The sequence below is a fragment of the Filobacillus milosensis genome (assembly GCF_004402015.1).
GTDB classification, from domain to species: domain Bacteria; phylum Bacillota; class Bacilli; order Bacillales; family Alkalibacillaceae; genus Filobacillus; species Filobacillus milosensis.
Genome location: NZ_SOPW01000003.1, coordinates 214,944 through 227,063 on the forward strand (window position 1 = coordinate 214,944; position 12,120 = coordinate 227,063).

The following is a 12,120-nucleotide window of genomic DNA, read 5'->3' on the forward strand; positions in this document are numbered from 1 at the left end:
ACACCATGACTTCACATATAATTAACAGATAAGTTTATGAATTTAGGGGGATATTATGGTGAATAAAAGACTAATAAAAGCAGATGATATATTTCAGATAGATTCGGTATCTGATCCACGTGTTTCTCCAAATAATAATGAAGCAGTGTTTGTCAAAACGCATCTTGATCAAAAAGACAACAAATATGTATCTAATCTTTATCATTATGATTTTTCAACTAAAAAGGTTACACAATGGACACATGGGAAGGACCGAGTGTCCCAGCCTAGGTGGTCCAGTGATGGCCAATCAATATTATTTTTATCTAATAGAAATGATAAAAATCAAGCATACATTCTTCCTAGACAGGGTGGAGAAGCTAAACAGATTACTGACGAAGAAGAGGGCATAACTAGTGCTTATTTTTCACCTGATAATAATCTAGTAACCTATCAAGTAAGTGTTCCATTAGAGGAAGAAGATAAAGAAGGAAATGGATCAAAAGACGAGAAAGAAGACCTTCCGAAACCTACTATTATTAATCGAATGAAATATAAGGCCGATGGTGCTGGTCTATTAAAAGAGAAGTATCAACAAATAAAATTATTAGACTTAGATTCGGAAGATGTAAAAATAATTAAAAGCGGAAAACAAAATTTCTATTTCCAAAGTTGGATTAATGAAGATACATTTGTTTATTCGACTGATGAAGATTTAGATCAGGACTTTAATTTTAACCATAATGTTTACATCCACCAGTTGAATAGTGATGAAGACCGCGAAATTCATACTAAAGAAGGCTATGCATCGAGCTTTACTCTATCTCCAAATGGAGAACAGTTACTATTCATTCATATGGGAAGTGAGTATAAAAACGCTACTCATACCGAGCTTTATCATTATGATTTAAATACAAATGTAGCTACTTGTTTAACTGAAGGAATCGATGCACCAGTTGGAGATTACATTGTAGCTGATTCCCAACAACAGGCCGTTTTACAAGGGGCAGTCTGGGCATCTGATAATGATTTTTACTTCCCGGTATCTGATCAAGGTAACGTAAATCTATATTATGGCAACGTTGATGGCGCTTTATATCCAGCATTAAATGAAGACTTACATGTTTATGGCTTTGATTTAATACCAAATAAACAACATGCATTATTGACTATTAGTACACCAACCAATCCTAGTGAACTATATAATTTAGATTTAACTTCAGGTAATTTAAATCAATTAACCGAATTTCATAAAGAATTTTTGAGTGAAGCTGAAGTTGTAAAACCAGAATCAATCTCTTATAAGAGTAAAGATGATTGGATGGTTAATGGATGGTTTATGAAACCTGCCCAATATGAAGAAGGTAAAAAATATCCATTAATAGTAAATATTCATGGTGGACCTCATGCCTTTTATGGAAACTCATTCTTCCATGAAATGCAGTTTTTCGCTGCTAATGGATATGCTGTTCTATATGTTAATCCACGTGGAAGCCATAGCTATGGACAAGAATTTGTTGACGCCGTAAGAGGTGACTATGGTAATGGAGATTATCAGGATATTATGAATGGCGTTGATTATATTTTAAGTGAGAATAGCTGGATTGATAAGGAACGATTATGTGTTACTGGTGGAAGTTATGGTGGATTCATGACTAACTGGATTGTTGGTCATACGAATCGTTTCAAAGCAGCGGTTACACAACGTAGCATTTCAAATTGGGTGAGCTTTAGAGGGGTTAGTGATATTGGTTATTACTTTAATGAATGGCAAATCAAAGCTGACTTAAATGATTTGGAAAAACTTTGGAAGCATTCACCTATAGCATATGTAGACAATATTAAAACACCGCTGAAAATCATTCATAACGAACGTGATTTTCGTTGTCCAGTTGAACAAGCTGAACAATTATATATCGCATTAAAATATCAAAAGAAAGAAACTGAATTTGTACGCTTCCCTGAATCAGATCATAACCTATCAAGGACAGGTAAGCCTAACTTAAGAATCGAACGATTAAATCATATTGTTGATTGGTTCAACCATTATATAAAATAAACAAAAGCCAAGATCATCACGATCTTGGCTTTATTTAGTCTTATTTCCAATATTTACTTATAAATTCATCCCGGCCTGATTGTTCACGATCCTGTTGATATTCAATAGGATTCTTTTTATAAAAGTCTTGATGATATTCTTCTGCCGGGTAGAATTCCATTGCTTTTAAAATTTTTGTAACAATAGGTTTTGAAAATTTATTACTTTGCTCTAGTGCTTTTTTAGATTGCTCTGCTAGTTGTTTTTGTTCTTCATTATGATAGAAGATAGCTGTACGATATTGCGGACCACGATCATGGAATTGACCATCAGGGTCTGTCGGGTCAATCTGTAGCCAATATAAATCTAATATGGTTTGATAAGATACGATTTCAGGGTCGTATGTAATTTGTACAGCTTCATAATGTCCAGTTTCTCCTGCTTTTATTTCCTCGTAATTAGGTTTTGGTACGTTACCGCCAGTGTACCCAGATATTATAGATTTAACACCATCCCATTGATCGAACGGTTTAACCATACACCAGAAGCATCCTCCAGCAAAAGTCGCAAGTTCAAATTGCTCTGTCAATCACTTCACCTCCATTTAATTATGATAAGTATTATAACAATCCACATATACATAAGAAAATTAAAAAGCCTTGGGTGTCCAGGCTTTTAGTAGAAGTAATTAGAGCTTTCGTTTACCGGTTATTAATTGATAGATAAATATAATACCAGCAACAATTAATAGTAAGTGAATTAATCCACCAGCAATATCTAGTAACAATCCTATTAACCACATGACTAAAATGATTGAAAGAATAGTCCAGAGCATTCTTTTACACTCCCTAGTTTAAGGTGTAATTATTATTCCCAAGCGGTTTATAATTTAAACGAATTTTGCAAATTTTTGATATAATAAAGAATAGAATTTAAGGGAGGAGTAATAAGAATGAGTTTAGAAGGAAAGTTAAAAGCTTTAGGACAAAAGATGAATGAAGACTCATCTCATTATAAAGGTTTTCATGCCGATTTTTCTTTTGAAATTAAAGATAAGGAAGAAAATTGGAGTGTAAATTTTAAAGGAGACCAGGTAGAATTAAAAAATGATTTACTGAATGAACCTACTTGTTTATTAAAAATGAATGAAGAAAATTTTCTGAAATTATTGGATGGTAGTCTTAATGCAACAACTGCTTTTATGATGGGGAAAATCAAAGCTGATGGGGAACTGACTAAAGCATTAAAACTTCAAAAAATATTAAACGAGTATCAAGATAATTAAAGATTTATGCTACATAAGGAAAGATTCGAGGTGATTCGTTGAAGAAAATTTTTATTTGTATGTTAGCTACCTTATTGATTGTCGCTTGTACAGAAAAAGAAGATGAAAAACCGGAATATACTAACCCAAATGATTATGTTAAAGAGTATGTTCAATTGTGGAATGAACAAAATTTTGAGCGTATGTATAGTGATTATTTAAGTGATTATGTAAAACAGAATTTCAGTCATGAAGATTATGTTGAAAGGTATAATCATTTATATGATGTATTAGAAGTGGAGAACTTATCAATCAATATCATAGAATCAAAAGACTTTACAGAAGAAGAATTGAAAACACTACAAAAACATGAAATCCCAATCTCTATTTCATACGATACATTAGCAGGAAGCGTAGCTTATAAAAAGACAATTCAATTAAATAAATTAATAAATGAAGAACAAATGGAAGAGGGAGAAATACAATTAGATCCCAGGAGCCCATGGTTGATAGAGTGGGATCCTTCTTTCATATTACCTAATTTAGAACCCGGAGACGAAGTTAGGTTAACAACATTACCTACTAAAAGAGGGGAAATTGTTGATCGAAATGGTGAGTTATTAGCAACTCAAGGAGAAGTTTATGAAATTGGGGTCGTACTAGAGCGTTTTAATGAACAGGCCTCGCTTTCAAAATTAGCGAAGAGCTTAAATATATCTGAGGAATATATAAAGAATCAATATGAACAAAGCTGGGTTCAACCACAACATTTTGTGCCTCTTAAAAAGTTTAGTTTAAAAGATCAAGATATAGTATCTCAAGCTGTTGCGATCGAAGGGGTAACGTCAAGGGTTACAGTTGATCGTATTTATCCATATGGAGAAGTTGCTGCGCATTTGATTGGGTACATTGGTAAGATTACTTCTGAAGAATTAGAGGAACTTAAAAGTAGAGGCTATTCTGCTCAGGACCGCTTAGGTAAGCGGGGGTTAGAAGAATTATATGAAAATAAACTAAGAGGTCAAAAAGGTCGTGAAATTTTTATCGAAAAGAAAGACCAATCAACATACACGGTAGCTAAAGTTAGCCCTATACCAGGAGAGAATATTGAGCTTTCTGTCGATATAAAAGTACAAGAAAAATTATATAACTTACTTAAAGAAGATAAAGGTACAGCTAGCATTATTAATCCATCAACCGGTGAATTAATAAGCCAAGTCAGCTTCCCGGCATTCGACCCTAATAAATTTATATTAGGGCAATCCCAAGAAGAATATTCAGCATTAGTTAAGGATGAATCACAACCTATGATTAATCGATTTGCAACGACCTATTCACCTGGGTCCACTATGAAAGTTTTATCTACGATTATAGGTTTAAATAATAATCAGTTAGAACCAAATAAGACTCATACTATCAAAGGTAAGAAGTGGCAGAATGATGGTTCATGGGGTGATTATTATGTCACTAGGCTTTATGATCAAGATACAGAAGTGGATTTAGAAAGTGCTTATAAATACTCTGACAATATTTACTTTGCCAAACTAGGTACAAGCATTGGACAACAAGCTTTTGAAAAAGGCTTACAAAAATTAGGGTTTGGAGAATCTATACCTTTTGAATACCCTGTATTAACCTCACAAATATCGAACAGCGGAAAGTTAGACCGTGAAGTTTTACTTGCTGATACTGCTTATGGCCAAGGCCAATTATTAGTAAACATCGTTCATCTAACGTCAATCTACGGAGGTATTGTGAATAATGGTGATGTTATGACACCAACACTTTTGAGTAACGACAATCAATCAGTTTGGTTGTCAGACATAGTTAATGATGACCAAGCTCAACTTATTCAAAACTTATTAAGGAAAGTTGTGTCAGAAGGCACTGCACAAGACATAAATATCAATAACAAACAAATTGCAGGTAAAACTGGAACTGCTGAATTGAAATCAAGCCATGAAGTAGAAGATGGAGTTGAGAATGGAATATTTGTTTCATATGATCAAAACAACCCTGACCAAATCATTGGTGTAATTATTGAAGGAGTAGAAGATTCAGGTGGAAGCAGCTATGTTGTAAATAAAGTAGAACAGTTTTACGAGAGTAATTAACTATAATTATATTATGTAAACTTAAGTGAAGGCGCTACGATTGTAGCGTCTTTTCTTGTGGAATATCCAGTGGAAGATGGAGGAAGATTATACTTAAACGAATGAGAAGGGGGTTGAAAATGAAATATAATAAACCAGTAATTTTACTTAATATTGATAGCCTCATGACTGAACCTTTACTTTTGGCTATTAAAAAGAATAAAGCTCCAGCTATAAAATTTTTAATGAATCATGGAACATTCATTCCCAACATGGTTAGCTCATTTCCTACAATGTCAGTAACTATTGATAGTAGCTTATTAACAGGAACATATCCAGATCAACATAAGATACCTGGGTTGAATTGGTTTAATGGTAATAAAAAACAAAAAATAAATTATGGAACTGGTTTTCGTGAAACAATTGGAATTGGATTTAGTGACTCTGTCATCAACATGTTCGATCGATTAAATAATGAAGATCTGAGTAAGGGTGTTACAACCATCTTTGAAGACTTAGCAAAATATCAAATAACATCCAGCTCAATAAATTCTTTTGTTTATAGAGGAAATAATATAAAAAATTTAATCGTACCTAAATTTATTCAAACCATCACTAATGTAGATGAAACCATAACGACTCAATCACCTGAACTATTTTCATTAGGTGCTTTTGCAAGTGTGAGGAATAATAGTTTCGCTCCATTTTTAATCGGCGGAAATCGAAAGTATGCAGGTAGAGAATTAAGGTATTTAATAAAAAACCAATTGATACCCGGATTTACGTTTTGCATTTTTCAGGACATGGATATTCGAGTGCATGTAAAAGGGCCTTATGATATAAGCGGTATTTCAAAAATTGATAAAGAAATTCAAAAAACATTGAACTTATATGATAGTTGGGAGCAAGCTATTGAGCAAAATATTTGGATGGTTATTGGAGATAATGGTCAATCACCTACTGGTTGGAACCCCAAAAAAGTTCTCATTGATTTACGAAAGACGTATTCAAATTACAATATCCATAATATAAAACATAAAGTCGAAGCGCATAATGAACTATTAATTTCTGTTAACCAACGTATGGCATACATTTATGCATTAAAGAAAGATTTAAGCTTATCAAGTGTGGCTGAAAAAGCTCAAAGTGATGATCGAATTGACGTAATTGCCTGGAAAGAAGGTAGTATTATTAATGTTATTTCGGGTAAGAAAGAGGGAAGGTTAAAGTTTAAGAAGAAGGGGCCTTATTATGATGAGTACAAACAGACATGGACATTAGAAGGGAATTATGAAATTCTAGACTTAAATATTAAAGGTCACAATATCAATTATAACGATTTCCCGGATGCTCTCGCTAGGATATATGGATCTCTCCATTCTCATGAAGGAAGGTTCATAATTGTTAATGCGAAACCAGGTCATGAGTTTTTAGCTCAAAAAACACCATTTCATATTGGTGGTGCATGTCATGGATCACTTCATAAGCAAGAATCATTAATTCCATTTATATGTACTGGAACAGATACTGAAGTTAATCCGTCACGAATCATCGACTTAAAAGAATTAATAATTAATCAACTGATTAACAATAATTAAAAGCTTTATAAATAACACCATAGTTATAAGTGGTGAGGTACAACTTCATATCAAATAAAGAATTATTTCTTCTTGAAAGGACAAAATATAAACACTATTTTCGATGGACTTTAACTTTAAACATAAATTGTTATGGAGGTAATTATGACTAAAGAAAATAAACATAAGCTAAATAAAAAAGAACAGAAACCAAACAGATATGATGAAATTCCTGATAATAAGGTAGAGGAAGCTAATCAGGAATTAAATGAAAAGTTTTATTCCAATGGTGAAAGGAATGATTCTACTCCAACATCCTACTTATATAATAATACGGCTGCTGTAAATGTAACAGAGGATAAAGATGCTGAACGTTAAAAGGTCTTAGAAATTGTCTAAGACCTTTATGTATGTAATCTTTATATACTATCCGAAGTTTTGTATCACCAATTATTACATGTTATAACCTAACTCATTTAAGACTTCAATCATCAAATCAGGGCGGTCGGTTACAATACCGTCTGCTCCTTTTTGGATGAGTGCTTTCATCGTTTCTTTATCATTGATCGTCCAATAATGAATTTGTAATCCCATTCGTTCTGCACCTTCTAAAATATCTGTTGTAGTTAAGTCATAACCGCTAGCTTCTAAAGGTAGTTGCATTGAATCCACTGAAGGTTTATATAAATTTTTCATTAGAAATTTATGCGTAATAACGAACTTACGGACTTCTTGTTCACCTGCTGAAACAGCAACATCTTTACTTGCATAATTTTTAAACCTTTCAATGATATTATGATCAAAAGAAGCTACTGTTACTTGGTGTTTTTTATCATTTTTCTCAATTAAATTTGCAAGTCTTTGAGATATTTCATCTATTCGTTGTGGCGGATTTGTATCTTTGATCTCTATTAAAAATCTACTGTCTGGAAATTCTTTAAATAATTCCTCTACAGTAACTAGTTGTATACCTTTTCCTCGATGGAGATAGTTACCTTTTTCATCTTCAAAATAATAACCCGCATCCAGTTCTTTTAATTCTTTTAATGTTAAATCACTAACCGCTCCTGAACCATCTGTTGTGCGGTCTACCGTAGAATCATGAATAGCAACTAGGTAACCATCTTTTGAAATATGTATATCTGTTTCCAATACATCAACACCCATGTTATAAGCGTTTTTAAATGCTTCTAAAGTACTTGAAGGGGCGAGATGTTCACCGCCTTGATGGGCTATAACTAAAGGTCGATCTTGCTGATAAAACGGCTTTACGTCAATTGAATGAAAAGGTATTAAGTTAAGTAATATATAAATACCGCCTAACAACCCTAATGTTATATATGCTCTTTTAATCAGCTTCTCTTTACTTATATTTTTTCTCTTTTTCAATTTGAATCCCCCTAATTGTAGCTTTAATCATTATATCAAAATAGATGCTATAATAGGGGCTATCTAATTAAATAGGAGGGTTCGGTCATTAATACTTTAATCATCTTAGCACACCCAGACATTGAACAATCTTCAATCAATGCTAGCCTAAAGGCCGCCGTAATCGGTGAAAAAATCACTTTACATGAACTATATAAAGAATATCCAGATTGGAATATAAATGTAAAACGTGAACAACTGTTGTTATTAGAACACGATCGAATCATTTTTCAGTTCCCGAATTATTGGTATAGTTATCCACCTTTACTCAAAAAATGGTTCGATGACGTGTTAGAAAGGGGATGGGCTTTTCGGGGACAGCACGCATTAGAAGGTAAAGAGTTTGGAGTTGCCATTAGTTCCGGTTTCACAAATGAAGATTATCGGTTTGATGGTTTACACCGCCACAACCTTGAGCAAATCTTAGCTCCATTTTATGCGACTTGTAATTTTATTCGTGGAAAAACAATCCCGGCTTTCAAATCCTTTGAAGGGGAACTAGTGACTGAAGAAGATTATGAAAATATAAAAATCCTTTATAAACAATACTTAAATCAGGAATTTCCTTATCACAGAAAAGTATATTAACGATATTTTTATTATGTAAACTAAAGTGTTAGCGTGCGTTGCTAACACTTTTTATTTTCTAAAATTCTTTCCATTTAACTTTTTTAGCTTCTTTATATCGTTTCTCAACCTCATCCCAATTAACAATATTCCACCATTGATCAACATACTTACCACGATTATTTTCATATTGAAGGTAATAGGCGTGTTCCCAAACATCTAATACTAGTAACGGAATAACATCCCATTGGGTTAGGTTTTGATGTTTCTCTGCCTGTAAGATTTCTAATCGGTGGGAGCGAGGAGAATAAACTAGAATTGCCCAACCCACACTTTCTACATTTTTAGCCGCTTCAGAAAAATGCTTTTTAAATTTGTCAAAACTTCCAAAAGATTGATTAATTGCTTTAAGTAAGTCGCCTTTAGGTTTTCCGCCTCCATCAGGATCCATGATATACCAAAAAATGGTGTGCAAATAATGACCAGCACCATGAAATGCCGCTTCACGTTCCCAATGTTTAATAAGATCATAATCATTCTTTTTACGTGCTTTTTCCATTTCTCTTTCAGCTTTATTCAAACCATTTACGTAACCCCTATGATGTTTGTCGTGGTGTAAGCGCATAATTTTTTCATCGATATATGGCTCTAATGCATCATACGCATAGGGAAGAGGAGGGAGTGTATGTTCACCGATACCAACTACTCTTTGAGTATTTTCATTTTTTTCATCTTGTTTATTAAAAAGTCGTTGCCATTTTATTACTAGTTCTTCGGCGTCCCTTTTTAATTCGCGTGCTTGATCATGAGTTAACTGATCTCTGGAATCTCGAAAATGATGTATACGTTGTTCTAGTTCATTTATTTGTTGATTAATATCATTATGTTCATCATTAGATAAATCAAGAGAAGAAAACTTTTCTTTTGATTTAAACCTTTCTGTCCACTCATACATGTCGTTTAAAAATTGAGTGAATGAAGTTTTTGACATAAAAAAACCTCCTGTAACATTCGTCATTTGTATTGTATGAATGTCACAGGAAAGTGGGAATGTTAGTGTGTATTATTTGTGTAATGGTGGTATGAATCCATAGTTAGAGTTACCCCTTGTGCCATGGCAGCACCACCACCAAGAGCAGCACTTACAGCTACAGTTTCCATAATTTCATCTTCTGTTGCCTGATGTTCAGCAGCTCCTTTAGTGTGATAGATGATACAATATTCATCTTGTGCATAAATGCTGATAGCCAGTGCCAGAAGTTGTTTAGTTTTTTGATCCAACGCACCCGCTTCAAAACAAGATTCTGTAAAATCAAAATAACCTTGTGTCATTTTAGGTAGTTTGTCTTTTAGGTGATTAATCCCTTCTTTGTAATCTAATATTGATTGATCAAAAAAGTTTTCATGATGATCTGTATCTTTTTCCATAATCTCACTCCGTTTCAAAAATAATAAATACGTTTATAGGATTTATAAATGAGTGAAAACTATGCAAGGTAAAAATTTGTAACAAGGTTAAACGATACGATCGCGTTGAATCTTTTCATATGTATCTTCATCACATATAATAAGTAATTCAGCATTTTCCGGAATGTTATGATCTGCATATTTCGCTAACCCTAAATGTTCTCCTTCAGATAATAACGTAGCTCCATAATCCAGCAGTCTATTGTAGGCATCTCGGTAAGTATTCCAAGATGGATGTTTCTTTATTGAATAAATATCGTGACCGTAATTTGAAGAAGTTAATTGTCTAAATAATTCACTAGCACCATTATACGTAGCGCTCTTGGCAATTAAATGTGCACTTGTTTGTAAAGGTGTTACAAATTCATCAACTTTTGAATGCTTGAATGCGGAAATATGCTTCTCATACATAATTTCAGCAATTGTATACACATCAAAATTTTCTTCTCTGCCTAATCCTTCAATACTGGTGGCGATGAGTAATGTCTGGCCATCCGCTAACGAATAATTGCTAACATCATCAGAAGCAAATATTAACACAGAATGACATTGAACAATATTAGCTTGATGAAGTGTATCCGAGAGGGCAGGGTTCCCTTTTACAAAGTGTACACGGTCATGCTTGAATGGTATTTTATCTAATGAATCATCTATAAGCACAATTTCATTTTCATTCAATTTTAATAGCTCTTCCAAAGTCTCTTTTGAGCGTTTTGTGTAATTAATAATAACGTAGTGATTTGATCCTTTAAAAGTCAATTTACCTTCCTCCTTTTTACGTCGATACTCATGAATTCCATCAACAATATAACCAATAACAACACCCATCAATCCAATTCCAACAATATAAACAACGAGCATTGCAAATATTTGTCCTGCTAGAGTAACAGGCGAAATATCTCCATAACCCACTGTTGTAACTGTTGTCATGACCCACCACAGTGAAGTGAAATATGATTCGAAAGTTTCAGGCTCAATTAGCCGGATAAAATATGAAGATAATAAAATAAATAACAGTAACAAAACAGTATAAATGAATTTGTTATCAACTTTATGTATTTTACTTCTTAATAGTTTAAAAATCATCAGTTACCTCCTTAAATTTAGTCATTTGACTTAATTATACCTTTTCGAATATTCGAAATAAAGAACGATAAAAGCATTTGTGTTTAAGATTTTGATGACATTAGAAATAGATTTTACTTAAGGCTGTCGAAAAAGTCTTGACAGCAAATTATTTTGCTTATTTTTAAAAGATTAACTAAATAAAAATATATTCTTAATAGATTCATATAAAATTTATGACCTACATAAATTATTAATAGATTTTACTATTTTAATAGGGGGGAACGAACATGATGAAAAAATTCTTAGAATTATTACGTGAAGAAGATGGACAAAACACTGTTGAATATGGTTTAATCATCGGGCTTGTGTCAGTAGTAGCTATTACCATAATAATTTCAGTAGGTAGAGGAATTTAAGCAACTTTTTAGTCTGTTGAATGATTCCACTAATTCTAAAAGCACCAGTTAAAATGTTATCTTACCGATAGAATTATGTATTCTTCCATTATTATTTATCGTATTAATTGGACCGAACATTATACAAATTTCGACCACATTATTTAATTAATCACAAAATTCAGCAATGTTAATGAATGATATAGAATATATAGTGATTAAATGTTAATATAAAAATTAAAGA

General features: G+C 32.8%; 13 protein-coding genes. 7 read left to right on the forward strand and 6 right to left on the reverse strand.

The features are described from left to right. Positions 1 to 55: 55 nt before the first annotated feature. Positions 56 to 2,038: a S9 family peptidase gene (locus E3U55_RS04230; RefSeq protein ID WP_228547468.1), complete on the forward strand. Its 1,983-nt coding sequence runs from the start codon at positions 56 to 58 to the stop codon at positions 2,036 to 2,038. 40 nt (positions 2,039 to 2,078) lie between these two features. Here E3U55_RS04230 and msrA read toward each other — a convergent pair whose 3' ends face one another. Continuing rightward, positions 2,079 to 2,606, reverse strand: a complete 528-nt coding sequence (gene msrA, locus E3U55_RS04235) for a peptide-methionine (S)-S-oxide reductase MsrA (protein WP_134339086.1) — start codon at positions 2,604 to 2,606, stop codon at positions 2,079 to 2,081. Positions 2,607 to 2,705: 99 nt separating this feature from the next. Then, on the reverse strand, positions 2,706 to 2,852 hold the full coding sequence (locus tag E3U55_RS04240) for a lmo0937 family membrane protein (RefSeq protein ID WP_134339087.1): 147 nt from the start codon (positions 2,850 to 2,852) through the stop codon (positions 2,706 to 2,708). A 117-nt stretch (positions 2,853 to 2,969) separates the two neighbouring features. Here E3U55_RS04240 and E3U55_RS04245 point away from each other — a divergent pair, with 117 nt between their 5' ends. The 4 genes from E3U55_RS04245 (at position 2,970) to E3U55_RS04260 (ending at position 7,329) form a co-directional block, all read left to right on the forward strand. Then, positions 2,970 to 3,302, forward strand: a complete 333-nt coding sequence (locus E3U55_RS04245) for an SCP2 sterol-binding domain-containing protein (protein WP_134339088.1) — start codon at positions 2,970 to 2,972, stop codon at positions 3,300 to 3,302. Between the two features lie 38 nt (positions 3,303 to 3,340). Beyond that, on the forward strand, positions 3,341 to 5,395 hold the full coding sequence (locus tag E3U55_RS04250) for a penicillin-binding transpeptidase domain-containing protein (RefSeq protein WP_134339089.1): 2,055 nt from the start codon (positions 3,341 to 3,343) through the stop codon (positions 5,393 to 5,395). A 119-nt stretch (positions 5,396 to 5,514) separates the two neighbouring features. Further along, a complete protein-coding gene (locus E3U55_RS04255; protein WP_134339090.1) occupies positions 5,515 to 6,972 on the forward strand; it encodes an alkaline phosphatase family protein in 1,458 nt (485 codons plus the stop codon). A gap of 144 nt (positions 6,973 to 7,116) precedes the next feature. Further along, positions 7,117 to 7,329: a hypothetical protein gene (locus E3U55_RS04260; RefSeq protein ID WP_134339091.1), complete on the forward strand. Its 213-nt coding sequence runs from the start codon at positions 7,117 to 7,119 to the stop codon at positions 7,327 to 7,329. A gap of 75 nt (positions 7,330 to 7,404) precedes the next feature. Here E3U55_RS04260 and E3U55_RS04265 read toward each other — a convergent pair whose 3' ends face one another. Next, complete coding sequence (locus E3U55_RS04265; protein ID WP_228547469.1) at positions 7,405 to 8,340, reverse strand: glycerophosphodiester phosphodiesterase; 936 nt, start codon at positions 8,338 to 8,340, stop codon at positions 7,405 to 7,407. Positions 8,341 to 8,442: 102 nt separating this feature from the next. On the opposite strand from E3U55_RS04265, the gene E3U55_RS04270 reads away from it, so the two are divergent. Then, positions 8,443 to 8,967 carry an NAD(P)H-dependent oxidoreductase gene (locus E3U55_RS04270; RefSeq protein WP_228547471.1) on the forward strand — a complete coding sequence of 175 codons (525 nt, stop codon included), beginning with the start codon at positions 8,443 to 8,445 and terminating at the stop codon, positions 8,965 to 8,967. Between the two features lie 58 nt (positions 8,968 to 9,025). Here the strand turns inward: E3U55_RS04270 and E3U55_RS04275 are convergent, their stop codons facing one another. The 3 genes from E3U55_RS04275 to E3U55_RS04285 form a co-directional block, all read right to left on the reverse strand. Next, entirely contained in the window at positions 9,026 to 9,937 is a 912-nt protein-coding gene (locus E3U55_RS04275) for a superoxide dismutase (protein WP_134339093.1), read from the reverse strand. Positions 9,938 to 9,999: 62 nt separating this feature from the next. Beyond that, the gene (locus E3U55_RS04280; RefSeq protein WP_134339094.1) at positions 10,000 to 10,374 is read right to left on the reverse strand and encodes a carboxymuconolactone decarboxylase family protein; all 375 of its coding nucleotides are present in this window, start codon (positions 10,372 to 10,374) and stop codon (positions 10,000 to 10,002) included. Between the two features lie 87 nt (positions 10,375 to 10,461). Beyond that, positions 10,462 to 11,499, reverse strand: coding sequence for a potassium channel family protein (locus E3U55_RS04285; protein WP_134339095.1), 1,038 nt, complete (start codon positions 11,497 to 11,499; stop codon positions 10,462 to 10,464). A 269-nt stretch (positions 11,500 to 11,768) separates the two neighbouring features. Between E3U55_RS04285 and E3U55_RS04290 the strand changes: the two genes are divergently transcribed. Next, the gene (locus E3U55_RS04290) at positions 11,769 to 11,897 is read left to right on the forward strand and encodes a Flp family type IVb pilin (protein WP_134339096.1); all 129 of its coding nucleotides are present in this window, start codon (positions 11,769 to 11,771) and stop codon (positions 11,895 to 11,897) included. The last annotated feature ends 223 nt before the right edge of the window (positions 11,898 to 12,120 follow it).

What these genes read in the sequence shown, in the direction of transcription:
- E3U55_RS04240 (WP_134339087.1), bottom strand. Translation starts at nt 2,852, where the DNA reads ATGCTCTGGACTATTCTTTCAATCATTTTAGTCATGTGGTTAATAGGA.
- E3U55_RS04290 (WP_134339096.1), top strand. Translation starts at nt 11,769, where the DNA reads ATGATGAAAAAATTCTTAGAATTATTACGTGAAGAAGATGGACAAAAC.
- E3U55_RS04285 (WP_134339095.1), bottom strand. Translation starts at nt 11,499, where the DNA reads ATGATTTTTAAACTATTAAGAAGTAAAATACATAAAGTTGATAACAAA.
- E3U55_RS04230 (WP_228547468.1), top strand. Translation starts at nt 56, where the DNA reads ATGGTGAATAAAAGACTAATAAAAGCAGATGATATATTTCAGATAGAT.
- E3U55_RS04280 (WP_134339094.1), bottom strand. Translation starts at nt 10,374, where the DNA reads ATGGAAAAAGATACAGATCATCATGAAAACTTTTTTGATCAATCAATA.
- E3U55_RS04260 (WP_134339091.1), top strand. Translation starts at nt 7,117, where the DNA reads ATGACTAAAGAAAATAAACATAAGCTAAATAAAAAAGAACAGAAACCA.
- E3U55_RS04245 (WP_134339088.1), top strand. Translation starts at nt 2,970, where the DNA reads ATGAGTTTAGAAGGAAAGTTAAAAGCTTTAGGACAAAAGATGAATGAA.
- E3U55_RS04275 (WP_134339093.1), bottom strand. Translation starts at nt 9,937, where the DNA reads ATGTCAAAAACTTCATTCACTCAATTTTTAAACGACATGTATGAGTGG.
- E3U55_RS04255 (WP_134339090.1), top strand. Translation starts at nt 5,515, where the DNA reads ATGAAATATAATAAACCAGTAATTTTACTTAATATTGATAGCCTCATG.